Origin of the sequence: Levilactobacillus cerevisiae, assembly GCF_003946245.1 — a bacterium.
In the GTDB taxonomy this organism is placed as follows: Bacteria; Bacillota; Bacilli; order Lactobacillales; family Lactobacillaceae; genus Levilactobacillus; species Levilactobacillus cerevisiae.
The window spans coordinates 36,092-62,726 of record NZ_RHNN01000017.1; the positions used below are offsets into that span (position 1 = coordinate 36,092).

Here is a 26,635-nt window from a genome sequence, read left to right on the forward strand (position 1 = left end):
TAACGTCCGTTCTAAAAAGTCTGCTACGCAAAAAATCTGCTTCGTAAAAAAGTCTGCTACGCAAAAAAGTCTGCTACCAGTTTACCATAGAAAAAGGACCAGCACGCGGCCAGTCCTTGCTTAAAACAAATTTGCTATGATTCCCGTTATGACAGCGTGTGCTTCGCCAGCCACGGTGCCATTCGTCGGCTGAGGAGAATAAATAAAATTCCCAAAATAATCCCCTTCAGCAGATTAAACGGAATAACTCCCAGTAAAATTAACTTGTTCACGGGAAGTCCTAACGACATGCCCCAAACCTTGAGGTAGAGCGGCGTGATCACCCACCAATTGGCCAGTGACAGCACCACCGTTAAGGTTAAGGTCCCGGTCGTGACGGCCGCTATCTGCCGCTTCAACCCCGGCTGTGCATCGCCCTGCTTGTGTTTCAGGACATAGCTGATTGGCAAAATGTAGGCCAGGTCAGCGATAAACGCCGTTAACACCCCAATGAAGTTGACAATATCCAGCCCGGTCGACACAAAGTAGAGCAATTCCTTAACGGCCGCAATCATCACTGCGCCCGCTGGACCAAATAAACTCATCCCAAGCAAGACCACCAAATCGCTCAAGTCGAGCTTCATGTACGGCACGATTGGAATAATCGGCACCGACACGAACATTAAGACGTAGGCAACACCGGCGAATAGTGCCATCTCAACCATCGACCGAACATTCAACTTACTGTGACTATTTTCCATGATACCTGTTCCTCCTTGCGGCCATCTCGTGACGAAACCCAAAACAAAAAGGTCCCGCCACAGAAGGGCAAGACCTTGGGATTTACGTAAAAGAGTTTGCGCAAAAAGCAATGTCTCATCTTCTGCATACCAGACTATACTGTCGGTCTCGGAGTTACACCGAATTCACCGCTTGCGCGGGTCGCGGACTATTACCGCCGGTCGGGAATTCCACCCTGCCCTGAAGATGAACCTAAATTTTATTACAGCTTTAATATACTAAGATTTTCTAAAGCTGTCAACCACTTGATTAGATTAAGCCGGTTAATCGCCGCAGTTCTTTCACTTCTTCTGGTTTCAAATGCCGTGATTCACCGGCATTTAAGCCCTTCAACGTCAAGAAACCGTATTGCTCACGTTTTAATTTTTCAACGGGGAGGCCCACCGCATCCAGCATCTTCTTGACCTGGTGATTCTTGCCTTCATGAATGGCTAAGGAAACGATAGCCGTCTTCTTTTTGTCATCCACGCTCACAATTTTTCCTTTGGCCGGCGCGTAGGTTTCACCGTCGACCGTCATGCCCTGACGCAGGGCCTTCATGGCCTCGTTACTAGGAATGCCGTTGACCTTGGCAATATACGTTTTTTCAACTTCATACTTAGGATGGGTCAAGCGATTGGCAAGCTCACCATCATTGGTTAACAAGAGTAAGCCAGCCGTGTCGTAATCCAGCCGACCCACGGGGTAAATCCGTTGGGGAATCCCTTCAACCAGATCGACTACTGTCTTGCGGCCCTTCTCGTCGTTTGCGGTTGAAATAATCCGCCGTGGTTTGTACAACATAATATACACGGGGGCTTCAGTCGTAACGGGCACACCGTCAACGACGATCTTATCGTGAACGCCGACCTTGGTTCCTAATTCTGTGACCACGGTGCCATTGACGCGTACCCGGCCACTCATGATTAGCTTTTCCGACTGACGCCGGGAAGCGACACCATCGTGCGCCAAAACTTTTTGTAAACGTTCCATAGTTAGCTTTCATCTCCTGATTGGTTGAGCTGTTGGTTAAAGGCCTGTAAAAACAAGTCACCACCATCTTCATCTGCAGTGGTCGCGCTAGGGGTGGCTGCCTCTGGTAACGGTGGCAAATCGGTCAGCTGTTCCAGGCCGAAGTAGTCCAAGAAGTAGTCACTGGTCCGATAGAGTTTCGGCCGTCCCGGTTCGTCCAACCGGCCGGCATCTTCAATCAGCCGTCTCAGCACTAGCTTTTGGACCGTTGAAGCGCTCTGGACGCCCCGAATTTCATCAACCTCAATTCGCGTAATTGGTTGGCGATACGCGATAATGGCCAACACCTCTAAGGACGCTGGTGACAGGCTCGTGCTCAAGGGGTTTTCAAAATACTGCTTAACAACGTCCGCTGCGGCTTCCTTGGTCACCAAGCGATAGGTGGTATCATTCACCATCAATTCCAGGGCGGAATCGTCATCTGCCACATACTTTTGCGCTAATTTTTCTAAACTGGCAAGGATTGCCGGGCGCATGAGTCCCGTTGCTGCGGCCAGGTCGGCCACGGTAATGCCTTCGTCACCGCTGACGAACAATAAGCTTTCAATCTGTGCTAGGGGTGACATCGGTGCCATACCTTCCTTCCATTCTCAAAAAATTAACTTGTAACGGTGCCAGACGCCCCACCTGTTGTAAACGAACCTGCCGTTGGCGCGCTAATTCCAGCACGGCCAAAAAGGTGGTCACAATTTCTTCCATCACCGGTTGCTTGGCTAATAGATAGTCGAAATCTACTGGCCCTTTTGCCCGCTGTAAGCGCCCCAAAACAGACGCCATCTGTGCTTTGATCGTAAAGTGTTCCTGCCGGATGCTCTGAGTGACCGGTTTAGCCACCATTGCGCGATGAATTAAGCGGCTGAGTGCTTTTTGCAAGTCACTGGTCTGAATCCCCGGTTCAACGGTCATGGCCACCGAATCCGGCACCGCCATGGCTGGTCGGGTAAAGTGCTGCTGCCGGTCAACTGCTCGTTGCTTCAACTCTTGAGCTGCTTGCTTATAACGTTGATACTCCAGCAACTGATTGACCAAATCTTCCCGCGGATCACCGGTATCGTCTTCATCCAGCGGTTCCACTGTCTGTGGCTTGGGCAATAACAATTTCGCCTTAATTGCCATCAAATTAGCCGCCATGACAAAATACTCCCCAGCAATATCCAACCGCAACGTCTGCATCTGATGCAGGTAGGTCAGGTATTGACTGGTGATGGTGGTAATCCGAATATCATAAATATCCATTTCATTGGTTTTAATTAAATGTAACAGTAAATCTAATGGGCCCTCAAAATCACTGACCTGAATCAGTGGCTGGCCGTTCGTCGTGGCTTTGTCCATGGTGATACTCCCATTTTGCAATAATCTTAGCAGTCGTCAAGGTCCCCATTAACCGTTTATCAGAGACCGCCGTTGCGAGTTGGTCTAACATTTGCCAGGTATTCTCCGTCATTTGCTTATCCGGCATCAGAGTGATCAACCGCACAACCAGGAAGTTCCCCTGATCCTCGGTTCCCAGTGCACCGGCAAAGTCGTCGTTCTCGTCCTTCCACAAATACAGGGTGCGGTCATCGCCACCCTGATACCAGGCCAGCTCGCGTTGGAGCCGATCCCAGTCCTTGAAGTTAGGTGATAGACTGAGCAGGCCCATCGCAATCTTTTGATAATCACTACGATATTTAAGTAACATGGTCCGCCTCCGTTCAATCGTCCTCCTACTCTACCACACTACGCCCGCGGATGATACTGGTCGTAAACGTTGAGTAGGCGTTTCTTTGAAATATGCGTATAAATTTGCGTCGTCGTGATATCTGCGTGTCCCAACAACTCCTGCACAACCCGCAGATCTGCGCCGTTTTCTAAAATGTGTGTGGCAAATGAATGCCGCAGCGTGTGGGGCGTCACGTCCTTTTGGATATCTACCAACGCCACATAGTGCTTAATCTTTTGCCAAATTGCCTGCCGTGATAGGCCGCCACCATGTGCATTTAGAAACAGGTAAGGACTCGTCCGCTGCTTCAGCAATACCGGACGACTTTCCTGCAAGTACCGGTTGATCCAGTCGGCAGCGACGTCGCCAATCGGAATAATCCGTTCCTTGTCACCCTTACCCAAGGTCTGGATCAGCCCCATCTCAAGGTGGAGATCCGCCAATTTTAAATGAACGAGCTCGCTAACCCGCAATCCCGTGGCGTACATGGTCTCCAGAATGGCGCGATCCCGCATGCCGTACTTGTTACTGACATCGGGAGCCGCAAGTAACCGGTCAACCTCGGCAACCGTGAGCACTGCTGGTAGATGTTGCGCGTGCTTGGGTGCCGCAACGTTGGCCATCGGATTCTCAGTCAGCTGATGGGTTTGCACCAGGTAACGGTAAAACTTCCGTAAGGCTGACACCGCATGAATCACGGAATTCCGCGACTTACCGGCTGACGTCTGTTCACTGAGGTACGCCATGATTTGCAGCCGGTCGACCTGTTTAAAGTCGGTCACCTGCTTCGTGGTTAAATACCCACTGAAATTATGCAGCTCCTGCGTATAACTGCTGACGGAATTTGCCGCCAAACCCTGCTCAACGGTTAGGTAATGGGCAAAGTCAGCCGTCTGCATCTCTAGCGTCGTCAAGTGCCCACCTCCCGATAGATTCAGTAATTTTGAAGCAAAGCGGTCTGCATCTCCAACCCTATATGGCTGAAACGGGCAACAAACAGTCTGGGACAAAACCCAAAACTCACGTTTCAACACTATATTGTTGAAACGTGCGACAAAAGGCAGCTGGCTCCGCTTAAAACTGATAGCCAAATAATCCAAACCCGGGATTATCCGGCTATCAGCCTTAATGCTCACCAGCTAACCGCCTTTCGTCCCACTCTCTTTGTCCCACTCGCAACTATTCAGCAGGCTGGTCGTCGTCACTCGTGGTGGCTGGACTTTGATTCAACCAGAGTGCACCATCGTGTTGCGTAATCTGCCGGTCTTTTAATAAGTGACCGATTGCCCGTTTAAATTGACCCTTGCTAATCCCAAAGTAAGCCTTGATATCTGCCGGATCAGACTTGTCGCTGAAGTCCAGCTTGCCGCCTTCGGAGTGTTGGAGCGCTGCTAAGAGCATGGCGGAATCGTCATCAATGGCCTCGTAAGTCCGGGGACGCAGTGAAAGATTCAAGGTACCGTCTTCGCGAACGCCAATCACTCGGGCGTGTAATTCCTCACCCAGGCGGGGTTCCGTCTCCCGTTCGGACGGGTGAATAAAGCCCAGTTCAAAATGGTCCGTGATCACCCGGGTCCCAACCAATTTCAATTGGTAAGAGCGGGCCACCACGTTGGCATTTTGCATGTGCTTTTTAGCGGGTTGGGCGATGGCCTGGTAAATATCGCCATCGGCCAGGACTCCCCACAACCGTTGTTTGGCATCTTCACGCAAGGCAATCATCAATTGATCGCCCTGTTGTGGCCAGAGTTCCATGATGTCAGGAAGGTCATCCAGGGAGACCACGATATCTTTATTGGGTAACCCAATATTGACGAAAACGCCTAAGGTCCGCTGACTCCGGACAACCGTTCCCAAGCCGTAATGATCAACCTGTGCCGCGGGGGCGTCCCGGGTAATCTGCATGTCGTGGCCTTCATTTTCGTAGGCAAATCCTTTAAAAACCGAGCCTAATTTCAAGGGTTTCTTAATTTCTGCCTTGTCCAAGCGGAAAGTCGTCCCAGAAGCTTGGACGTAGTAATCTTTTTCATTTTCATCGGTAACTTTTCCCGCGATGATGCGGCCTAATAGTTCTTCCATAATCTCCTCAATTCTACTGGTTACCCAGTCTACCGTTCAAAAGTGTCTAACCTTTATTTTACACGGAAACCGGCCAACTAGCGAGCTTTAATCTCACAAAATCAGGTTCGCACGGTAGTAAATCAGTCAAAGGCCGTTGCAGGATGGGGCTGGCCTTTGAGAATTGGCATTTCGGAAACTGACACACTGAATCTGAGCGGTACACCTGGAAACGCGTCCAGACAGGAAATGGTATACTTGTCACACATTTAAATGCTTACGAGGAGTCCCCAACCATGATGAAGAAAGAACGTTTTGAAGCCTTTACCGACGCTGTTATTGCCATTATTCTCACGATCCTCGTCTTAGAGATTCATCTGCCCGACGATAATCATTCTTGGCAAGCGTTAACGGCCATGGCGCCCCAATTCTTTGCCTACCTACTCACCTTTATTTTTATCGCCACCATGTGGGTCAATCACCACTTTCTGTTCAGCCGGGTGACCGTCATCAACAACCAAATCATTTGGATCAACATCGGCCAGCTGTCGTCGATGCTCTACGTCGTCAACGTGATCTGTTTCAACTTAGTCACAGCCATTTTACGCCGCCAAGTGATCAAGGTGAATCACATTACCAACATGGCCAACCTGGTCACGACAGAATACGTGTCGTTTGCCGTCAACCTAGCCACGCTACTGATCACTTACTTCTACCCCCCATTTCCATTCTTCGGCCTGGCCGTTAACATCATCGTCTGGTTCTTACCACACACGAAAGCTCACGTACAATAGTTCACCTACGCTCGGGACTGATTGTCTCGGGCTTTTTTCGTGCTCATCCAGGTACCTGTAACGTCAGGATTTCTCGAATAATGGTCACCATTTCTGCCGGCGTCTCGCGTTGTCCCGACGAGCCCCACTCTCACAAAAAGAACCAATAAAAAACGGACCCCCGACAGAGGGTCCGTTTTAATAACAGGTTTATCTCAAATTAAAGCGCGTTGGAAGCACCGTGGTAAACGATCCCGCGACGTGAGTCAACGGTGATCAATTCGCCATCGGAGATCTTGTCACTGGCACCAGTAGCGCCAACGATAACAGGAATCCCCATAGAAATCCCAACAACTGCAGCATGAGAAGTCAACCCACCGTTTTCAACGATCACGGCGCTAGACTTTTCGATAGCTGGCAAGTAGTCTTTGTCGGTGTTCTTGGCAATCAAGATACCACCTTCAACAACTTTAGCGTTGGCTTCTGCAGCGGTGTTAGCAATGATTGCCTTACCGATAACAGTGTCGTCACCGACGCCTTGGCCTTGCACTAACTTTGAACCGATCAATTGGATCTTCATCAAGTTAGTCGTCCCACGTTCGCCAACTGGTACACCAGCGGTGATGAGGATTAAGTCGCCTTCCTTAGCTAAGCCCGTTTCAACGGCCTTGGCTGCAGCCAGGTCAAACATTTCATCAGTGTTTGAAGGCTTTTCGGTAACGATTGGGTAAACACCCCAGTTGACCATCAAACCACGACGGGTCCGGTCGTCAAAGGTAATTGCTAAGATATCAGCATCTGGCCGGTACTTAGAAATCATCTTAGCGGTGTAGCCACTTTCAGTTGCAGCAACGATGGTCTTAACACCAAGTTGGTTAGCAACGCGAGCAACGGAAGCACCGATAGATTCAGTAACGTCACCGTTATCGAAGTCCAAGTTGTCACGACCAAAGTCCTTCAAAGCATTTTCAGCCTTGATGTCGATCCGGTTCATAGTTGCAACGGCTTCAACAGGGTATTCACCGTTAGCACTTTCACCAGAAAGCATGGTTGCGTCAGTACCGTCAAAGACAGCGTTAGCAACGTCAGAAGCTTCGGCACGTGTAGGACGTGGGTTTTCTTGCATGGAGTCTAACATTTGGGTAGCCGTGATAACTGGCTTGCCTAAGAAGTTACACTTCTTGATCAAAGCTTTTTGAACCAAAGGTACGTTTTCCGTTGGAATTTCGACACCCATGTCACCACGAGCAACCATTAAACCATCGGAAACCTTGATGATGTCATCAAAGTTGTTGATACCTTCTTGGGATTCGATCTTAGGGAAGATTTGAACATGTTCCATGTGCTTTTCTTCGAGGAGTTCACGGATGTCCATGACATCTTGTGGCTTCCGAACGAATGAAGCAGCGATGAAGTTGATTTCGTGATCCAAACCGAAACGAATGTCATCGGAGTCACGTTCAGTGATCCCAGGTAAGTTGATGGAAACACCAGGTGCGTTAACACCCTTACGAGAGCCCAGAACACCATCGTTTTGAACAGTCACAACTAATTCCTTAGTTGCATCGTCCTTCTTATCAACAACAGTATCTAATAAACCATCATCGAATAAGACGTGGCCGCCTTCGTGGACATCATCGTATAAGCCAGGGTAAGTAACGGCAATCTTTTCCTTGGTTCCTTCGAGTGAGTCGTCCATAGAAATCCGGAAGACGTCGCCAGTCTTGAAGTTGAGCTTACCGCCCTGTTCAACAGTGGTCCGGATTTCGGCACCCTTCGTATCCAACATGATACCAACCGTCTTACCAGTAATCTTTTCAGCCTTGTGAACGTTCTCCAAGCGACCGAGGTGTTCCTCGTGGTCACCATGTGAGAAGTTGAACCGGAAGATGTTGGCGCCGGATTCGATCAACTTAACAATCGTATCAACGTCAGTACTTGCAGGACCAAGGGTACTTACGATCTTGGTTTTCTTCATTAGAAAAATCTCTCCTTTAGAATTGGCACAGAATTATTCGGTTTACTTTAGTCAAAATAAGCATCACAAAAGTTCTGGCACAAATTTGATTCCAAAATTATTCTATCACTTTTGAAAATTAATGTCGCCTTTGTTTACCGATTTTTTGGCGATTGTTTAGATTTTCTCAAAGTAAGCGCTTTCCCTAGCCCTCGGGCACCGAGGAAGATTAAAACCTGCTGATTATATAATCAACAGGTTATGATGTGAATAAATGTCTATTTATGCTAAGCCGGTCAACGGCTGGCCCTAATTGCCATTGTGAACACCACAACAATTATGACTCGGATTAGTTGCTCCCCAAACCAATAGAACGTAAGGATTCCTTAAGTTTTAGGTTATACCCAAAGATTCGCACCCCAGAATCACTTGGAGCAATGCGACTAACAATACTTGTCGCTACTAAATTAATTAGCAATTGGCATCCGTAGTTACCAATGATGCTGACGTCCGTGAAGAGGTTCTCCATCTCGGTCTGAGACCAGACAGCAAAGGCTATCAAGATTCAAACACGTTACCCCAGACAACCAAACCAGTAGTCGTCACTGTATTTAACGCTCAGTCGTTGACTTGGTCCACGTAGGCGTGAGTGAGCCAAATTTAGGCTCAGCCGTGGGATTTCCCAAGTGGATTTCCTTGGGAAATGGCGACTTTGAAACGCGGGTTGGGCGGTTCAAAGCGAGCAGGTAGACCGCTTCTCAGGCTACCCGCGTCCTGCCCACAGCGTTCCGGCCTAAATTTGGCGAACGGTAAGCCGGCAGCCAACCGCCCTGTTGCCAAGACTTATTCGGTAAATTCTGGGACTGGGATGGTGAAACCGAGGCTGGCGATGTCTTTGTCAAACGTCTTGACCGTGTCCAGCGACACCTGTAAGACGGGCGTGCCGAAATTACCTAACTTGGCCAAAATCTTGGGTGGCACCGTGATGATGTCGCAGCCCGTCTGTTCGGCCTGAATCACATTAAAGACTTCCCGCGTGCTGGCCCACAACAGTTCGACGTTTTCCTTGGCGTGGCAAAGCCCTGCCGCTTGGCGCATCAGTGGCAAAGGATCAACGCCAGTGTCCGCAACCCGCCCGGCAAAGACGGAAACAATGCCGCCGACTGCTGGATTCAAGGCATCAACCGCCAGCTTCACCTGCGTCAAGGTTGTGATCGCTGTCACATTTACTTGAACGCCGGCGTTAGACAATTCGGTAATAACGGCCGCGTTATCCTCACCGTTGGCCCGGATTACGGGCACCTTAACCGCCACGTGTTCGCCCAGACCGGCTAAGACCTTGGCTTCGGCCAGCATCCGGTCAGGCGTGTTACCAAAGACCTCAAAACTAATCGATTGGTCGGGGAAAGTAGCCACTGCCTTGCGGGCAAAGGCCAAGTAGTCGGTAATCCCGGCCGCCTTCATCAAACTTGGGTTCGTGGTGAACCCCGTGACTAGTCCTTGAGCGGCAACCGCCTGCATATCCGCTAATTTAGCACCATCAGCGTAGATTTTTACGTTTAAAGTCATTAAAAAATACCTCCAGTTTTCTATTCATTAAGCATTGGTATAATCATACTAAAGCCGCCACAAATAGTCTAGAAGTATTTTTAAAAGAATTGGTCTATCCATTTTGCAAAATGACATTGCCGGTACCCATCAGCTGTTCCAGGGTCACCTGTAAGTTGGCATCCCCCCGTAACCATTGCGTTTTGGGCAGGACTCGTTTGGTATCCGTCTGCGGTTGATACACGATAACCGGGACATCCCCCGCGTTCGCCGTCAATAACTGAGCTAGCTGCGTCGCAATCTGCCGGTCATCGTGTTGTGCGTCCACCCGAATGAACCAGCGTGCACCGGCTGGCAGGGTTGTTGCTCGCGGCTTCGTTGCGCGTACTGGGATATCCCGGGCAAGAGTCACTTGATCCCCCACGATTTGCAGACCGCGTTGCTGCTCGACCTTGCCGCGCACCACAATCACCTGATCCGTTTTCAGCCAGGTGCTGACCTGCCGAAATTGGTTCGGAAAGATGGTGACACTAACGTCGGCCGTTTCGTCGCTACCGGTAACGAAGGCCATGGGTTCTCCCCGTTTGGTCCGAATCGTCCGAATTTTGGTCACGTATAGGATGACACTGACCCGTGAATTTTCCGTGAGTTCACTCACCGTCGTCGCGTGTAACTGCTGCGCCAGGTCGTGGTATTGGGCCACCGGATGGCCCGACAAATAGGCTCCCAGGACGGCCTCCTCGTTGGTAAGCTTGGTCATCAGATCCAGGTCTGGCAACGGCTTAATCTTTGGTGCCAACGCCGCAAAGAGCTCCACGTTGTCCCCAGAAAGCTCAACTGTGCTGATGAATTCGGGCAACGCCGCGATGAGTTCCGCACGATTATGGCCGAAGTGGTCAAACGCCCCCGCGTAGACCAACGCATTCAGCAGGTCAGGCTTGCGATACTTGCCATCAATTCGCTGCAGAAATTGCCGTAGATCCTTGAAGGGGCCGTTCTCGTGTCGATCTGCCAAGACTTCCCGTAAGAAGTCTCGCCGCACCCCTTTGATACTGCTTAAACCGAAGATAACCGCAGTGCCTTGCAAATTAAAGTAGGCTGTCGAGTCATTAATGTCTGGGGGCAAGACCGCGACCCCGTGTCGCTTGGCCTCGGTTAAATAGGCCTTGGTCTTGACGGGCACGTTGATGACGGAATTCATGAGCGCCGCGTAAAAGGGTGCCGGGTAATGGGCCTTTAAGTAGGCCAACTGAAAGGCCAGCTTGCTATAGGCCACCGCATGTGAGCGGTTGAACCCGTAGTTAGCGAATCGGTCCATGTAGGCGAAGACCTGTTGAGCGACCTCTGGGGCGTACCCCAATTGCTGCGCACCACTCACGAACTTCTTTTGCATGGCGTCCATGGTCTGCTTTTTCTTCTTACTCATGGCCCGCCGTAGCAAATCGGCCTCACCCAGCGTGAAGCCCCCCATGACTGAGGCCACCTGCATAACTTGTTCCTGATAAACCAAGACGCCATAGGTCGGTCCCAGAATGGGTTTGAGCGCGGGTGCCGCAAAGGTGACTGGCTCCTGACCGTCCTTCCGTTTAATAAAGGTCTCAATGTTTTCCATGGGACCCGGCCGGTACAGTGCGTTGACCGCCGCAACCAGTTCAAAACTGTCCGGCTTCAATTGGCGGAGGACCCGTTTGATCCCCGCCGATTCAAACTGAAAGACCCCGTTGGTTTCCCCCTGCGCAAACAGTGCCAGTGTCGCCGGGTCGTTTAAATCCAGTTGGTTCACGTCAAGCGTCTGGCCCGTTTGCTTCTTCACCAGCGCCAACGTGTTCGCCAAAATACTGAGGTTTCGCAATCCCAGAAAATCCATCTTTAACAACCCGACCGCTTCAACGGTATCCTTAGGGTACTGGGTCATCAAGAGATCTTCGCTTCCGGGTTGTAGCGGAACCAATTCTGTCAGTGGTCCCTGACTCAGCACGATGCCGGCCGCATGGGTCGAGTAATGCCGCGGTAAACCTTCCAACTTTTGTGCCGTTTCAAATAAGAGCTGGTTCTTATCGCTGTCGGCGACTAAGTTACGAAGCCGTTGGGACTGGTCGTAGGCTTCCTTCAACGTGATGTGTAACTGGGGCGGAATCGCCGCACTCCACTCACTCAGCGTGTACGGGGGCATCCCCAAGACCCGACCAACGTCCCGCAACGCCGCCTTGGTGGCCAGCGTCCCAAACGTAATGATTTGAGCGACCCGGGAATGGCCGTATTTGTCATGCACGTACTGCAAGACCTGTTCTCGCCGGTTATCCGGGATATCCAAGTCAATATCTGGCATCTGCGCACGCTCTTCGTTCAAGAACCGTTCAAACAAGAGGTCGTACGCCAAAGGATCCACCTCGGTGATGGCCAAGACGTAAGCGACTAACGACCCCGCCGCAGAACCCCGCCCTGGTCCCGTTTGAATGTGGGCCTGGTGGGCGTAGTTCATGACGTCCCAGACAATCAAAAAGTAATCGTCAAACCCCATCCGGTGAATGACCCCTAATTCGCGTTCTAAGCGTTCTTCGTACGGGTGACTATCGGTAATGGCATCGGTCGTCAATCGCCGCTGGAGGCCCTGCTGGCAGAGCTCACGCAGGTAATCTTGGGAGGGCTGCTGATTGGGGGTCGGAAATTGGGGCAATTGCGGTTGCTGGAACTTTAAGGTCACCCGCGTTGCGGCGGCTAAAGTGGCTGTCGCTTCGACTGCTGTGTTTAAGCCTGCCGCTTCAAAGCGTGCCGTTTCCTCGGCTAAGGGGCGTAGCCAGTGGCTGCCCAACGTCTGTTGCTCAGCTACCGGATCCGATAGCGTTGCCCCGGCGTCGATTGCCCGTAGAACCGTCACCGCAAAATGGTCGTCACGGTCCAGGTATTCGATGGGCGATAGCGCAACCAGTGGTGCCTGGGTCTGCTCCGCTAATTGCGTCACCGCGTCGCGTACGGCAGTCGGCGTCTCGGGGGCGATACCCAAGGACAGGTCTGCTCCCAGGCCTTGTGCTTGGCGGACAACCCGTTCGGCAGCCGTGACCTCCCCCGTCCCCAGAAGTTGATGAATCTCGCTGTCTAACGGTGCAATCATCACTAAATGACTGAGATTGGCCGCCTGATCCGTCAATGCAATGGGTCCAGCCGCGACTTGATAGGCCGTTGACAGCTGCATCAGCTGTTGGTAACCCGTAAAGTCTTTGGCAATGAAGACCCAGTCGTGGGCCTGGGGCGCATCACTGAGTCCTTGTACGCTGAGGGTCAGTCCCAAGAGTGGTTTGATGCCCGCCTTTTGACACGCATTATAAAAGGCAACCTCCCCGTACATCACGTTCTTGTCCGTGAGCGCCAGCGCGGTATAGCCGCGGTCCTTTGCCGTTTGGACCAGGTCGTCGATTCGGTTGGTACTCTGTAATAAGCTATAGGTGCTTAAGACCTGTAATGGCACAAACATCCCCGGTGCCCCCTTCTGTTTAATCTCGTTGGTGTTATTATACCAGAAAAAATGGGGTAAATCGCGTTCGACGAACAAACGTTCGCAATCCGGCTAACTGCCACCTAAAAAGCCCTGGCAGTCACCCGCCAAGGCCACGTTAATCCTTATTTACCAATCGTTTCAGTCTGAATTTCGTGGGCAAACGTCAACTGATCAGCTACCACGTCGATCGTAATCAAGCTGTTCGTCGGAATCTCCCCCGCAATCAGCTTGCGTGCCAGTGGCGTTTCCACGTGCGTCGTAATGAAGCGTTGCAGTGGCCGGGCCCCATAGGCTGGCAGGTAACCCTTCTGGGCGATCCAAGCCTGAGCCGCCGGCGTAATCGTCAGGTCCAGTTGTTGTTCGTGCAGTCGCGTCGCCAAGTGCGCAATCAATTTCACAACAATCTGTTGCACGTCAGCTAAGGACAGTGGCGTGAACATGATGGTCTCGTCGATTCGGTTCAAGAACTCTGGGCGGAAATGGGTTTGGAGTAATTGCGCCACCTGCTTTTGTGCCGTTTCACTGATGTGACCCTGTTCATCGGTTCCCTGTAGCAACAGGTCCGACCCCAAGTTAGAGGTCATGATCAAAATGGTGTTCTTGAAGTCAACGGTCCGGCCCTGACTGTCGGTCAAACGTCCGTCATCCAAGACCTGTAGGAGCAAATTGAATACGTCCGGATGGGCCTTTTCCACTTCATCAAAGAGCACGATGGTGTACGGGTTACGCCGAACGGCTTCGGTCAATTGGCCGCCTTCTTCGTAGCCCACGTACCCGGGTGCGGCCCCGACCAGTCGGGATACCGATTCCTTTTCCATGTACTCGGACATGTCGATCCGCACCATGTGGTCTTCGCTGTCAAAAAGGTTTTCCGCTAACGCCTTGGCCAACTCAGTCTTCCCGACCCCGGTCGGTCCCAGGAAGAGGAAGGAGCCTAATGGCTTGGTGGGGTCTTGTAACCCGGCGCGGGACCGCAAAACCGCATCGGCTACGGCAGACACGGCTTGGTCCTGACCCACGACCCGGTCGTGTAAGTGGTCCGCCAGCTGCAGTAGTTTTTCCCGTTCGCCCTGAACCAGCTTGGTGACGGGGATCCCGGTCATCCGACTCACGACCGCCGCAATTTCATTTTCGGTGACGGATTCGGAAACCAACCAGTTCTGCGCTTGATCCTGTTTCTCCTGCGCGGCCAATTCCTTTTCCAAACGCGGAATCGTCCCGTGCTGGAGTTCGGCGGCCTTGTTCAGGTCATAGCTGGATTCAGCATTGGCTAAGGCTCGTTTGGCTTGGTCCAGCGCCGTCTTCTTCTCTCCAACCGCCTTGATAGCCGTCTTTTCCTGGTTCCACTGGGCACTCAGCTGATCGACCTTTTCCTTGGTGTCGGCCAATTCCTTGGTCAACTCGGTCAGTCGTTGTTGGGAGGCCTCGTCGGTTTCTTGCTTCAGCGCGGTCTGTTCGACCTGCATCCGCATCATTTGCCGCCGGGCTTGGTCCAGTTCTGTGGGTGCCGAATTCATTTCCACCCGAATGGACGCGGAGGCTTCGTCGACGAGATCAATCGCCTTGTCGGGTAAGAAGCGGTCCGTCAGGTAGCGGTCGGATAACTTCGCCGCCGCAATCAGCGCGTTGTCGTGAATCTTAACGCCGTGGTGAATTTCAAACCGTTCGCGAATTCCCCGTAGAATGGTGACGGTGTCCTCGACGCTGGGTTCGTTCACTACCACCCGTTGGAACCGCCGCGCTAACGCCTTATCCTGTTCCAAATATTGGCGATATTCATCTAACGTGGTGGCCCCAATCAAGTGGAGCTCACCCCGGGCCAGCATCGGCTTCAACAGGTTACCGGCATCCATACTGCCCTCGGCCTTGCCGGCACCCACGATGTTGTGGATCTCATCAATGAACATGATGATTTGGCCCTCACTCTTGGTGACCTCTTTCAGGACCGCCTTCAAGCGTTCCTCAAATTCGCCCCGGTACTTGGCCCCGGCAATCAAGGCCCCCATGTCCAGGGAGAAAATCGTTTTATCCTTCAAATTATCAGGGACATCCCCGCGAACAATTCGCTGGGCCAATCCCTCGACAATCGCCGTCTTACCAACCCCAGCCTCACCAATCAACACGGGATTGTTCTTAGTCTTGCGCGACAGGATTCGAATGACGGATAGGATTTCCTCATCCCGACCGATAATGGGGTCAATCTTGCCACTGCGCATGGCCTTGACCAGGTCGGTCCCGTATTTTTCAAGTGCCTTGTACTGGTCTTCTTGATTCTTCGACGTGACCCGTTCACCACTACGCATCTTGTCCACGGCGTTTTTCACCATTTGTTCCGTGATGCCTTGGCTCTTGAGATAATCGGTCAGGTTTTCGCCACCCAGCTGCATCAGCGCGATGACCACGGTATCGACCGCCATGAAGTCGTCATGGTAGCCGTCCTTAATGCTGTCGGCCCGTTGTAAGAGATCGGTTAAATTCCGGGAAAACTCCTGGCCATACTGGACGCCGCTCCCGGAAACGGTACTAATACCGTCCAATTCCCGGTCGAGTTCACTGTCCATGGCGGCAATATCCACCCCGGCCGCGGACAAGACTTCCCGGCCAAACTCACCCGGCTGAATTAAAAATTTAAACAGATGGGCCACGGTGACCTGTTGGTGCTTGCGGGTCATGGCAATCTTTTGAGCCTCGGTTAAGGCGTCAGTTAACGCTTGCGTCATTTTTTCTGGATTCATCACAATTCCTCCTCGTATGCTATTCTCACTAACTCTGGTTCTGGGGATGGGGGTCATCCCCCATGGACAGGCTCGCTGCCCGTCACCCCAGTTACTTTTTCACAAAAATTTTATTGGTTAACAAATCATTTCCTACCTGCGCCATCCCCAGCTCATCGTTTCTGACGACAGACAATTTGTCAGCGAACTGGGGGGTCGAAAAAAGAGGCAACCCTAAGGTCAACCTCCATTTTTCACTCATATTCTAACTGATTTTAAGTCAAAATCAAAATAATTTGACCTATTTTGACCAATTAATTTACGCTTTCTTTTCAGCCAACTGAGCGATTTCAATAATCACGTCCGTGGCCTTTTCCATGGTCTGTTCGGAAACGTATTCGAAGCGGCCGTGCATGTTTTCACCACCGGCAAACAGGTTTGGCGTTGGCAAGCCCATGAAGGAAATCTTGGACCCGTCAGTCCCCCCACGAACAGGGAAGATCAGTGGCTTAATATCCAAGTTTTCTAAGGCTTCCTTGGCCAAGTCGACCACCGTCATGTCCTTCTCGATGACTTCACGCATGTTGTAGTACTGGTCCTTGATGGTAACTGCCACCCGTTCTGAACCATAGTCCTTGTTCAATTGGTCAGCGACTCCTTGGAACAACTTCTTCCGGTCTTCAAAAATTTGACGGTCGTGGTCCCGGATGATGTAGCTCAAGTGCGCGGAATCAACTGTCCCCGTCATGCTGTACAGGTGGAAGAAGCCTTCACGCCCTTCAGTATGTTCTGGCCGGTCGTGTTCTGGCAAGGCTGCGTGGAAGTCCATGGCAACTTGTGACGCGTTGACCATAACGTCCTTGGCTTCGGCAGGGTGCACGTTGGTCCCGGTGATTTCCACCTGAGCGTCAGCGGCGTTAAAGGTTTCGTATTCCAGTTGACCTAATGGCCCACCATCAACGGTGTAGGCAATGTCGGCGCCAAAGTCTTTCACGTCGAAATGATCGGCCCCCGTCCCAATTTCTTCGTCGGGCCCCAGGCCAATTTCGATTTCGCCGTGCTTGATTTCTGGATGAGCCAACAGGTATTCGGCTGACGCCATGATTTCGGCGACCCCGGACTTGTCATCGGCCCCCAACAAGGTACTGCCATCAGTGGTGATCAAGGTGTCACCCTGGTAGTTTTTCAAATTAGGGAAGACGGCTGGATCCAACGTGAACTTGCCTGCGTCGTCCAACTTGATGACGGACTTGCCATCGTAGTTTTCAACGAACTTAGGGGCAATGTTTTCACTGTTGAAATCGGCCGTGTCAAAGTGGGAAATGAACCCGAGCTTTTCGACCTGCTTATCCGTGTTGGCTGGCAGGGTCGCAAAGACATAACTGGATTGCGCGTTGATCCGCACGTTGCTTAAGCCAATCGCCTTCAGGTCATCAACCAGCCCTTCAGCGAATTTCGTCAACCGTTCGTTGGATGGAATCGTTGTCGAATTTGGTGTGGACCGGGTGTTGATCTTCACGTACTTCAGAAACCGGGGAATCAAATTTTCATACTTTGCCAAAATAAATCACTCCTCAATTAAGTTAACTTACAAATTTAGTGTACGCGTTTTCTTGCCTAAAGAAAAGTAAATGGGTCGGTATTTAATGCAGACGCCTGGACCGTGATTGGCCACGCGTTTTCCTGTGCCCACTCCTGGAAAAGTTGGGTCAGGTGCGGCTTACAAATACTTTCGATGTGGTGACCGGGATCGATCACGTTGAGACCGGCCGCAATCATGTCGTGCCCGGGATGGTAGGAAATGTCCCCGGTCACGTAAGCATCGGCACCCTTAGCCAATGCGGCTTGGTAGAACTGCCCACCGGAGCCACCCAGTACGGCCACCCGTTTCACCGGCGCATCCGGGGTCTTGCTGACGACCCGTAACCCACCCACGTGAAAGACTTCCTTACAGTATTGGGCAAATTCAACGACCGTCGTTGGCTCGGCCAAATCACCGATTCGTCCCATCATAATGTCCGGTGTGGCGGTCGTCCCGTTGCTGGGAACCAACCCCACGGTATTTTGCAAGCCTAGCGCCGCTGCCAGCCAGTCGTTCATGCCACCGGGAGCGCTGTCCAAGTTGGTATGCGCGCCATAGACCGTGATATCGTGCTTCAACAGGGTCGCGTACATCTGATTTTGGGGCACCGTTAAGTCTAAATTTTTGGCCGGATGAAACATCATGGGATGGTGGGCAAAAATAAAGTCGGCGTCCTGGCGAATGGCCTCATCGACGACTTCGGGCCGCACGTCTAGCGTCACCAACACCTTGTGTACGGGCGCATCTAAATTGCCCAGTTGTAGGCCGACCGGATCGCCCGGTTCCGCCCACGTCTTGGGAGCAAACTGTTCAAATCTGTCAACTAACTCACGCACCAACACGTTGCAAGACCTCCTTGATTTCGCTAATCTTTGCCTGCAGCTCAGCCACCTTGGCGACCGGCACCTCGTTGGCCGTGGCCACTTGTTGTAACACAGCTTCGGTCCGGGCCAGTTCCCGTTGCCATTTGGCAATGAAAATCGCACTGTGCGCCGCCAGCAGGTAAGGCCCAAAGTGTAAGTCCTCCTGACCGTACTGCGTCGGGTTCGCTTGCCGGTCAGCCACCAGGATTTCGTAATCGTGGCCATCCTCGCTGACAATCTCTTCGGTCACCAATTGAAACCCGTGGGTCATCAGAAATTGGCGCACGTTAGCCTCACCGACGTTGGGTTGGAGAATCAAGCGTTGCACCCCCGTCAACCGGTCAAAGTCCTGCGTCAAGATTTGGGTGATCAAGCTGCCACCCATACCGGCAATGGCGACCGTATCAATCTTATCAGTCGGCTCAATCGCCTGCAGGCCGTTGGCTAAGCGCGCAATAATCCGTTCATCCAAATTTTCTTTTTTGATTTCGTGTGCGGCATTTTTAAAGGGTCCCGGCACCACTTCGCCGGCAACCCCGCTGGTAATGATGCCCCGCTTGGCCAAGTTGACGGGTAAGTAAGCGTGGTCGGTCCCGATGTCGGCGAGGCGCGCACCCTGAGGGACGTAGCTGGCAACCGTCGCCAGTCGTTGTGATAGGTGGTCTGCATCCATGGATAAATCTTCCTTTCTGTCACGTGTAGTCATGGGACAACTCAGGTCACAAGCCAGTCCCCGGCCACACGGCAATTCACCCTTAAGTATAAGCTACCGGGCTCTAATTGGATAGCGGGAATTCTTGGGTTGTGCTCGCTTTAGTGCCTAGTCAGAAGAGAAATTGTTCGAAAGTCCTAAAGGCTGAAAGCCCGGATAGACCCAGCCAACAAAGATTCAACCCACAAAACTAGTTATAAATTGTCACCTGCGGCTGCCAGAGATTCCGCCTGCTGTGGGGACCGCCTGCGGCCTGAGAAACGGTCCTCCGGCTCGGTTTGAAGCCTGTCCAAAACCGACAGTCTCCAAACGCGTCCCACGATGTAACCTGAGAAAACCGCTCAGCCAACGTCGTCTACACAGCTGCCTCCATCTCCGTCCTCCTCCGGTTAGGGTAGTTTTTCAGCATGACGTTGATACAAACATCACTAGACTGTAATCGTTTGTCCAACAATTGACCACAGTCTATGTAGGCGTATGTGAGCCAAATTTAGGCTCAGCCGTGGAATTTGATCCTCTAAATTGGCATTACCGCAACATGTGTCAAATGGCAACCGACTCCGCTTACCAATGATAATCAAACAATCCAGGTTCAGGATTATTCAGTTATCACCGTTAATGCTCGCCAGCTGCCACACTTTTGCCCACAGTGTTCCGACTTAAATTTGGCGAACGGTAAGCCGACAGATCACGACAATATTCCATCCGATTGGCACACAAAAAGCCGGTTAACCGCCTCCCAAGTTCAGGGACAGTTAACCGACTTCTCTTTAGACGCGTTCACCCAAACGATTCAGGTTAGTGGCGCTTATTTCTTTTGATTACGCCGTGTTGGCTGCGCATCGTCTTCATCATTGACCGGTGCTTCACTCATTTTCGAGTATGGGTACGGGTAAGTGATCTTCATGACGGCAGGCATCACGATTGGCAAGAGGACGACCAGCAGGATAATCCCAATGATGACGGCCAGTGCGATTTGAATCAGCGTCATGACCCCGGATGGAATCAAGGCGGCAAACGTCCCGCTCAGGATAATCCCAGCGGAGATGACGACCGTCCCAATCACCGTAGCGGCCCGTAACATCTTGTCGCTTGTTGCGCCCGGTTCATGCAGGTACTCTCTGTACTTCCGCATCAGGAAGATCGAGTAATCGACCCCTAAGGAAATCAGCATGACAAACGTGAAGAACGGTGTGTTCCACGTTAACATGTCGGTACCAAGGACCGGCCCTACTAACCAGTGCACAACGGTTAAGGCACCGGAGTAGGCAACCAGTAGAATCCCTTCGATGACGATTGGTTGAACCAATGAACGGGTCACCACCATCAAGGCAATAAAGATTCCCGCTAACATGATAATCACGGTCCGGGTAAAGTCACTCGAAGCCATTTCGTTAATATCGTTCGTCTGTGACGTGTTGCCACCAAAGGCAACCTTGGCACCGCTCAAGCTCGTTCCCTTGAGCGACCCACTGACGATTTTTTCCAGTTTAGGCAAACGGGCCATGGCCGCAGCGGAACTCGGGTCGTCTTTCAAGACAACGGTTAACTTGGTCAGCTTGCGGTTAGGCGACATGTAGGTGTCCATCGACTGCTTGAACGAACTCCCCTGAATCGACTTCTTGGGGATGTAGAACGTTTCGGCAGCGGCAGATTTTTGCAGGCCCTTGAGGTAACTGTTGGCCGTGCCGACCCCGGAAGAAACTTGCGTCAAACCGGTTGTGGCAGAGCCTAAGCCCTTCCGTAAAGCCGTCAATTGTTTACTCATCGCAGCCAGTTTTTCAGCCATGGTTTGGTTCCCGGCAGCGACTTGACTCGCACCCGAGACCAGACTAGGCATCTTACCGTTGATGGTAAACATCGCACTGGACAGTTGGCTGGTAGCGCTCGCCAATTGCGTGCTCTGCGAACTAGCCGATTGCAGGGCCGTTGCAGCGCCTGGTAAGACCACGTTCGACTTCTGCGCCAACGTTGCCACGGCACTTTGCAGCGTTGCCGTTGAACCTTGTAGGGACTGGAGTTGACTAGCAACACTCTGATCAGCCGTGCCAATCGATGAGGCGTCACTCCCGATTTGGGTCAGCGAACTACTCAAGGTTGACTTCAACTGGGTTTGGGCAGCAGCCTGTTGTTGTAAGACGCCCGCTAAAACTTTCTTTTGGGCGGCAGACAGCGGTACACCTTGGGCGGTAAATGCCGCAGCGACGGAGCTGGCACTGACACTTGGCAAATTACCCACGGCACTCTTGATACTCTGGAGTTGCGTGGCAATGTCTTGCGTCTTCGTGCCAATGGTGCTCAGGGAACTTGTCACGCCACTGGTGCTAGTTGAACTAGCAGAAACCTGACTGTTCAGCTGTTGAATCGCGGCGTTTAATTGTGGTAACGCCGTCTCTAACTCGGCCAACTGCGCAGCCTGTTTGCCCCCAGAAGCAGAGGAAACTTGGCTGTTCAGTGAATTGACGCCGGTGGAGACTTGAGAAATGGCGGATTGTAACTGTGACGTCCCGGTGCTGACTTGTTGGGCACCGGTTGCCAGTTTATTGGCATCCTTCACCGCACCTGAAACATTTTGTTTGCTCAGTGAACTGTTGGCGGACTTCAGGCCTTTATTCACCTTGTCAACACCCTTTTGGGCCTTTACCAGACCGCTAGTCACGGAACTCATTTGATTCCTGACGTACAGTTTCTTAATGGTCTTCCCACCAGGTTGGGTGACGGAGGCCACGGTCTTAACACCAGTTGAGGCTTGCAGTTGTTTCGTCAAGCGATCGACCAGCAATAGAGATTTTTCATTATCAAGCTTATGATTACTCTGAATGTAAATCGTGGTGGGTTCAGCGGTTCCTTTGGAGAAGTGGGTTTGCACGATCTTAAACCCTTGCTTGGCAGGAACACTGTCCCCAATTTCAACCAGGTTATCGTAGTCCAACGTCCCGTGAGACGAGAGCGCTAATGGAATAAAGACGATCCCGGTGACGATCAAGGTAATGATGGGCCGAATCATGGCGTGTTTCGCCATCCCGTGCCACAGGCGACTGTCGCCCTCACCCTGTAATTTCTTGACGGGCCAGAACATGTTGCCACCACAGATCGCCATGAAAAATGGGTTCAAGGTCAGGAGCACGGCCAGTAAGACCACGACCCCAACGGCAATCCCCACAGCGGATTTGTAGAGTGAGAAATTAGCGAAGCCCAGCACACTCATCCCAATGAGAACGGACAAGCCGGAGTAAAGCACCGTACGGCCACCAATCCGCGTGGCTTCTTTGGTGGCGGTGTATTTATCCTTGCCGGCGGCTATTCGCTCTCGGAATTCGTTATACAGCAGGATGTTGTAGTCGGTCCCAATCCCAAATAACACAATAACGATGAAGACCTGCGTAAAGTTTGAGAAGGGGAAGTTGAAGCGATTAACTAAATTGGCAACCACGGAAATCGAGGTGATGACCGATACCCCCACCGTTAGGAGTGAGAATAACGGGGTCACCGGCGAACGGAAGACTAACCAGAGCACCAAGAAAATAAAGATGGCGGCAATGATTTCAGTCTTTTGGACCCCCGCCTGCGTGGCATCGGAGAAGTCTTGGTTCAAGACATCCGCCCCGGTCACGTACGTCTTCACGCCGCTAGTCTTGGCTTCCTTGGTGATTTCAGACCGAATCGAGGTGATGGAATGACTGGTACTCTTGTGCACGTTCAGCTGTAACAGCTGGGTGCTCTTGTCCTTGGAAATCAGTTGTGACGCTGCCGTGGAACTGTCGCTGGCAGCGGTCATCGACCGAATTTGATACGTGCTTTCATGATTCTTGATCCGTTGAATCGTCTTGTCAATCTGCGTATTCTGCGAACTCGTTAGTGCAGAATCACCATTGTTGAAAACGACAACGACCGCAGTAGTTCCGCGTTGGGAGCGGCCCCACTGCTTTTGCATAGTTGTTGCGCGCGTACTTTGATAACTGCTCGGCACCGTAATCTGGCCCTTTTCAGCGACCAAGGTACTCATGTTGGGAATCGTCACGACGGCTAAAATTACAATCACAAGCCAGCCGATGACGTTCCAGATGTAATGCTTATTCATCCAGCGCACGGGAAAACCTCCTAAAAATTTAAAAATAAGTCATCAATGACACAAACTTCTATTCTGTTGGGCGCTGCGCCGTTAGCCACTTGGTCCAATCCAACTCCAGAGGTTGGTTCTCTGTCGTTGGTAGGATGTCGCGAATGTTTAACGTCGCCAACTGTTGGCGGAAAAGTTCTTCCGCATGACCAAACACAGCTAAAACATTGGCAACCGGCTGCGTATCCTTGAGATCTTTCAACGCATACGTCGCCATGAAGGCTTCCTTCTGATCAAAGCTGAAAACCTTTTTTACCAGTCCCGTGTTCTTGACGAACGGACTCGCGCCCTCAATGGCATCGAACACATCGAGGAGCGTAATTTCGTGCGGGTCGCGAGTTAACACAATGCCACCATCACGGCCAGCAGTGGTCTTCACGATCTCTGCGCCGGATAGTTTCTGAACAATTTTCTTCAAATAGCTGGTGGAAATTCCCAGCCGCTCTGCTACTAATCGACTATGTAGGGGGATTGTTCGATCTTGAATTCCCAGTAACGCGACGATGCAGAGCGCCTGTTCCAAACTAGGTTTGGCTTTCACAAGGCACCTCCTTTTGGACACAAAACTTTGTGAATCCTTAAGACTTAAACGAGATACATTATATCCCCTTTAGACAAAATTTCAAGGCTTTTGACTCAATAAATTGCCCCTGTCCCAATTATTATTCTATGTAAACGATTTCATTATTGCTACGGTCGGTAAACGTTGGACGGACTGCTTCTGACTGATTCATCAAAGCTACCTAGTTGCTGATAACCCGGGCCCTTTTAGACTACGGCCTCATGGATAATTGCGACCCTACCCCCGCAACGATTAACTGCCGAATTAAAGTTGCCAATTCCGTCACCGGCAAATCGCGCTTGTTGCCAATCCAACGATACAAGATAGCGATGACCCCCGACAGATAAAAATCCGTCACGTAAGCAACCTGTTGATCATCGGTGGGCAACTCGTACAGCGCCATCAATTTATTCGCAATGGCGCGTTTCAACCGATCCGTAAACGCGGCATTGTTGCCACTGGCCAGCACCACATCATAATAAGTCGCCATACGTTCATGCAGTACGACAAAGGCACCAATAAAATTCTCGGCGAGTGTTTCCTTCTGCAGATTGGCCGTTAAATTCGCCATAATTTCTGCGATGACGCGGTCTTCAATCGCTTCTAGGAGTGCGTAGACATCGGGAAAATATTGATAGAAGGTACTCCGATTATAACCTGCTCTAGTAGTTAATTCCCGCACCGTAATTTTTGATACCGGTTTAGCCGGGCATAACTGGCAAAACGCATCGATCAATGTCTGTCGCGTGGCCGCCGTTAACTCAGGATTCTTTTTCATTCTGATTTCCTCACTTTCCAACACACGTGGCATGATTGTTGGTTGATGCTGTTCACACCTGCTGTTAGGCTCTAAGTATACAACACGTGTTGGTTGAACTAACTTTTAAGGAGCTGTTTCACATGAAATTCTATCGTCAAAATTGGTACTTTATCGGGGGAATCATCTTTGTCGGACTGGCCTACTTTGTCGGCTTCTGGGGCAATCACCTCAGCCATATTCAAGTCATTCTCACCTACAGCTACATGGCAATGTTGGTTCATCAATTTGAGGAGTACGGGATTCCCGGTGGCTTCCCCAGTATTTTCAACGAAGCCGTTCTGGGCGAACATACTGTTCCTGACCGCTACCCCCTAAATGCCAATCAAGTTATGATCAATAACGTCTTCATGACCTATCCCTTCTACATTCTCGCCATCATTTTCCCCGGAGCTATCTGGTACGGCCTAATTCAAATTGGTCAAGGCATGGTTCAGATTGTCAATCACGGTTTCTGGAACAACCTCAAGCTCAAACGACTCTACAATCCTGGGGAAGCCTCAGTCCTGCTCTTACACTGGCCGCTGGGAATCTATTATATTTGGTATGTCATCAGTCACCATTTAGCAACGACTCCTGATTTGATCATCGGCTTTATCGGTGCACTCGCTTCTGTCTTCATCCTCTGGTTAGGACCCGTTCGTATTCTACGCAATCGTCAGTCCAAGTATCCCTTCACGCCGCAACAAATGCACGGCTACACTAACATTAAAAATCCCAAATAGGCCAAATTTAATCGAAAAAAAGGACCCGCAAGATTACAGACAACAACGTCTACAATCTTGCGGGTCCTATCGTTTAAACTATTCCAAAAAGTCTTTCAATTGCTTACTCCGTGAAGGGTGGCGTAACTTCCGCAGCGCCTTGGCTTCGATTTGACGAATCCGTTCACGGGTCACACCGAAGACCTTGCCGACTTCTTCCAAAGTCCGCGTCCGGCCGTCATCCAAACCAAACCGTAAGCGCAAGACGTTTTCTTCCCGATCAGTCAGGGTGTCCAGGACACTTTCCAACTGTTCCTTCAGTAATTCGTATGCGGCGTGGTCAGCGGGACTCGTGGCATCTTGGTCTTCAATGAAGTCACCTAAGTGAGAGTCATCTTCTTCACCAATAGGCGTTTCCAAGGAAACGGGTTCTTGCGCAATCTTCAAGATTTCACGAACCTTTTCCGTTGGCATGTCCATTTCGGCCCCAATTTCTTCTGGCGTTGGTTCCCGCCCTAAGTCTTGGAGTAATTGCCGTTGAATCCGAATTAACTTGTTAATGGTTTCAACCATGTGCACAGGAATCCGAATCGTCCGTGCTTGGTCAGCAATCGCCCGTGTAATGGCTTGCCGAATCCACCACGTTGCGTACGTGGAGAACTTAAACCCTTTCCGGTAGTCGAATTTCTCGACGGCCTTCATCAAGCCCATGTTCCCTTCTTGAATCAGGTCCAGGAATTGCATCCCCCGACCCACGTAACGCTTTGCAATGGAAACAACTAACCGTAAGTTGGCCTCTGCTAACTCTTGTTTTGCGGTTTCATCACCGTTTTCAATCCGTAAGGCTAAGGCGACTTCTTCGTCCGCCGTTAACAGGTTGACCCGGCCGATTTCTTTTAAATACATCCGAACAGGGTCGTTGATCTTAACCCCAGTGGTCGTGGAGGCTTCCTTTAATTCTTTCTTGGAAACGGCCTTTTGGGCTTTAACGGCCCGTGCATCTGGCTCACCCTTAGCATCAACCACGCTGATTCCGGCATCGGAAATCGTTTCGAGTAACTTATCCATTTGCTTGGCATCCAACGTGTATGGCGTCGCCACATTGTCGGTCAAATCATCATATGTGATGTGACCGGCCTTTTTGTTGTCCTTAATTAAGGCACGCACCGTCTTGTTGTATGCTTTCTGGTCAAACATTGGTTGATCCGTGGTCTTTTTTGCCATTAAAATACCCCC

The 26,635-nt window shown here is 51.2% G+C and carries 20 protein-coding genes and 1 riboswitch; of the genes, 2 read left to right on the plus strand and 18 right to left on the minus strand.

What is annotated here, in order from left to right:
• Window positions 1-146: 146 nt before the first annotated feature.
• From EKM99_RS09395 to EKM99_RS09425, 7 genes are all read right to left on the minus strand, one after another.
• Window positions 147-740 (minus strand): ECF transporter S component, encoded by a 594-nt coding sequence (locus EKM99_RS09395; RefSeq protein WP_125583153.1) that lies wholly within the window; start codon window positions 738-740, stop codon window positions 147-149.
• A 113-nt stretch (window positions 741-853) separates the two neighbouring features.
• A riboswitch (FMN riboswitch) is annotated at window positions 854-972 on the minus strand.
• A 57-nt stretch (window positions 973-1,029) separates the two neighbouring features.
• A complete protein-coding gene (locus EKM99_RS09400) occupies window positions 1,030-1,752 on the minus strand; it encodes a pseudouridine synthase (protein WP_125583155.1) in 723 nt (240 codons plus the stop codon).
• Window positions 1,753-1,754: 2 nt separating this feature from the next.
• Window positions 1,755-2,357, minus strand: a complete 603-nt coding sequence (gene scpB, locus EKM99_RS09405; RefSeq protein ID WP_125583194.1) for an SMC-Scp complex subunit ScpB — start codon at window positions 2,355-2,357, stop codon at window positions 1,755-1,757.
• Window positions 2,335-3,123: a segregation and condensation protein A gene (locus tag EKM99_RS09410; protein WP_125583157.1), complete on the minus strand. Its 789-nt coding sequence runs from the start codon at window positions 3,121-3,123 to the stop codon at window positions 2,335-2,337. Before EKM99_RS09410 ends, scpB begins: the two co-directional genes overlap by 23 nt.
• Window positions 3,077-3,472 (minus strand): N-acetyltransferase, encoded by a 396-nt coding sequence (locus EKM99_RS09415; protein WP_125583159.1) that lies wholly within the window; start codon window positions 3,470-3,472, stop codon window positions 3,077-3,079. The genes EKM99_RS09410 and EKM99_RS09415 overlap by 47 nt, the downstream gene beginning before the upstream one ends.
• A gap of 38 nt (window positions 3,473-3,510) precedes the next feature.
• Window positions 3,511-4,392, minus strand: coding sequence for a site-specific tyrosine recombinase XerD (gene xerD, locus EKM99_RS09420; RefSeq protein WP_125583195.1), 882 nt, complete (start codon window positions 4,390-4,392; stop codon window positions 3,511-3,513).
• Between the two features lie 280 nt (window positions 4,393-4,672).
• Window positions 4,673-5,572, minus strand: coding sequence for a CvfB family protein (locus EKM99_RS09425; protein WP_125583161.1), 900 nt, complete (start codon window positions 5,570-5,572; stop codon window positions 4,673-4,675).
• Between the two features lie 275 nt (window positions 5,573-5,847).
• Between EKM99_RS09425 and EKM99_RS09430 the strand changes: the two genes are divergently transcribed.
• Complete coding sequence (locus EKM99_RS09430; protein WP_225419829.1) at window positions 5,848-6,345, plus strand: TMEM175 family protein; 498 nt, start codon at window positions 5,848-5,850, stop codon at window positions 6,343-6,345.
• A gap of 199 nt (window positions 6,346-6,544) precedes the next feature.
• On the opposite strand, the gene pyk is transcribed toward EKM99_RS09430, so the two are convergent.
• From pyk to EKM99_RS09480, 10 genes are all read right to left on the minus strand, one after another.
• Window positions 6,545-8,302 (minus strand): pyruvate kinase, encoded by a 1,758-nt coding sequence (pyk, locus tag EKM99_RS09435; protein WP_125583163.1) that lies wholly within the window; start codon window positions 8,300-8,302, stop codon window positions 6,545-6,547.
• A gap of 822 nt (window positions 8,303-9,124) precedes the next feature.
• Entirely contained in the window at window positions 9,125-9,850 is a 726-nt protein-coding gene (locus EKM99_RS09440; RefSeq protein ID WP_125583165.1) for a transaldolase, read from the minus strand.
• A 94-nt stretch (window positions 9,851-9,944) separates the two neighbouring features.
• Window positions 9,945-13,301 carry a DNA polymerase III subunit alpha gene (gene dnaE, locus EKM99_RS09445; protein ID WP_125583167.1) on the minus strand — a complete coding sequence of 1,119 codons (3,357 nt, stop codon included), beginning with the start codon at window positions 13,299-13,301 and terminating at the stop codon, window positions 9,945-9,947.
• 146 nt (window positions 13,302-13,447) lie between these two features.
• A complete protein-coding gene (gene clpB / locus EKM99_RS09450; protein WP_125583169.1) occupies window positions 13,448-16,060 on the minus strand; it encodes an ATP-dependent chaperone ClpB in 2,613 nt (870 codons plus the stop codon).
• Window positions 16,061-16,358: 298 nt separating this feature from the next.
• Complete coding sequence (gene pepT, locus EKM99_RS09455; protein ID WP_125583171.1) at window positions 16,359-17,600, minus strand: peptidase T; 1,242 nt, start codon at window positions 17,598-17,600, stop codon at window positions 16,359-16,361.
• Window positions 17,601-17,656: 56 nt separating this feature from the next.
• Complete coding sequence (locus EKM99_RS09460) at window positions 17,657-18,463, minus strand: Nif3-like dinuclear metal center hexameric protein (protein WP_125583172.1); 807 nt, start codon at window positions 18,461-18,463, stop codon at window positions 17,657-17,659.
• A complete protein-coding gene (locus EKM99_RS09465) occupies window positions 18,450-19,157 on the minus strand; it encodes a tRNA (adenine(22)-N(1))-methyltransferase (RefSeq protein WP_125583173.1) in 708 nt (235 codons plus the stop codon). The genes EKM99_RS09460 and EKM99_RS09465 overlap by 14 nt, the downstream gene beginning before the upstream one ends.
• A gap of 847 nt (window positions 19,158-20,004) precedes the next feature.
• Entirely contained in the window at window positions 20,005-23,286 is a 3,282-nt protein-coding gene (locus tag EKM99_RS09470; protein ID WP_125583174.1) for an MMPL family transporter, read from the minus strand.
• A 49-nt stretch (window positions 23,287-23,335) separates the two neighbouring features.
• Window positions 23,336-23,857, minus strand: a complete 522-nt coding sequence (locus EKM99_RS09475) for an RrF2 family transcriptional regulator (protein ID WP_125583175.1) — start codon at window positions 23,855-23,857, stop codon at window positions 23,336-23,338.
• 232 nt (window positions 23,858-24,089) lie between these two features.
• Entirely contained in the window at window positions 24,090-24,656 is a 567-nt protein-coding gene (locus tag EKM99_RS09480; RefSeq protein ID WP_164511573.1) for a TetR/AcrR family transcriptional regulator, read from the minus strand.
• A gap of 122 nt (window positions 24,657-24,778) precedes the next feature.
• On the opposite strand from EKM99_RS09480, the gene EKM99_RS09485 reads away from it, so the two are divergent.
• Complete coding sequence (locus EKM99_RS09485; protein WP_125583177.1) at window positions 24,779-25,420, plus strand: HXXEE domain-containing protein; 642 nt, start codon at window positions 24,779-24,781, stop codon at window positions 25,418-25,420.
• Between the two features lie 78 nt (window positions 25,421-25,498).
• Here EKM99_RS09485 and rpoD read toward each other — a convergent pair whose 3' ends face one another.
• Window positions 25,499-26,629 (minus strand): RNA polymerase sigma factor RpoD, encoded by a 1,131-nt coding sequence (rpoD, locus tag EKM99_RS09490; protein ID WP_404819779.1) that lies wholly within the window; start codon window positions 26,627-26,629, stop codon window positions 25,499-25,501.
• Window positions 26,630-26,635 lie beyond the last annotated feature (6 nt).

What these genes read in the sequence shown, in the direction of transcription:
- EKM99_RS09395 (WP_125583153.1), bottom strand. Translation starts at nt 740, where the DNA reads ATGGAAAATAGTCACAGTAAGTTGAATGTTCGGTCGATGGTTGAGATG.
- EKM99_RS09400 (WP_125583155.1), bottom strand. Translation starts at nt 1,752, where the DNA reads ATGGAACGTTTACAAAAAGTTTTGGCGCACGATGGTGTCGCTTCCCGG.
- scpB (WP_125583194.1), bottom strand. Translation starts at nt 2,357, where the DNA reads ATGTCACCCCTAGCACAGATTGAAAGCTTATTGTTCGTCAGCGGTGAC.
- EKM99_RS09410 (WP_125583157.1), bottom strand. Translation starts at nt 3,123, where the DNA reads ATGGACAAAGCCACGACGAACGGCCAGCCACTGATTCAGGTCAGTGAT.
- EKM99_RS09415 (WP_125583159.1), bottom strand. Translation starts at nt 3,472, where the DNA reads ATGTTACTTAAATATCGTAGTGATTATCAAAAGATTGCGATGGGCCTG.
- xerD (WP_125583195.1), bottom strand. Translation starts at nt 4,392, where the DNA reads ATGCAGACGGCTGACTTTGCCCATTACCTAACCGTTGAGCAGGGTTTG.
- EKM99_RS09425 (WP_125583161.1), bottom strand. Translation starts at nt 5,572, where the DNA reads ATGGAAGAACTATTAGGCCGCATCATCGCGGGAAAAGTTACCGATGAA.
- EKM99_RS09430 (WP_225419829.1), top strand. Translation starts at nt 5,848, where the DNA reads ATGATGAAGAAAGAACGTTTTGAAGCCTTTACCGACGCTGTTATTGCC.
- pyk (WP_125583163.1), bottom strand. Translation starts at nt 8,302, where the DNA reads ATGAAGAAAACCAAGATCGTAAGTACCCTTGGTCCTGCAAGTACTGAC.
- EKM99_RS09440 (WP_125583165.1), bottom strand. Translation starts at nt 9,850, where the DNA reads ATGACTTTAAACGTAAAAATCTACGCTGATGGTGCTAAATTAGCGGAT.
- dnaE (WP_125583167.1), bottom strand. Translation starts at nt 13,301, where the DNA reads ATGTTTGTGCCATTACAGGTCTTAAGCACCTATAGCTTATTACAGAGT.
- clpB (WP_125583169.1), bottom strand. Translation starts at nt 16,060, where the DNA reads ATGAATCCAGAAAAAATGACGCAAGCGTTAACTGACGCCTTAACCGAG.
- EKM99_RS09465 (WP_125583173.1), bottom strand. Translation starts at nt 19,157, where the DNA reads ATGGATGCAGACCACCTATCACAACGACTGGCGACGGTTGCCAGCTAC.
- EKM99_RS09480 (WP_164511573.1), bottom strand. Translation starts at nt 24,656, where the DNA reads ATGAAAAAGAATCCTGAGTTAACGGCGGCCACGCGACAGACATTGATC.
- EKM99_RS09485 (WP_125583177.1), top strand. Translation starts at nt 24,779, where the DNA reads ATGAAATTCTATCGTCAAAATTGGTACTTTATCGGGGGAATCATCTTT.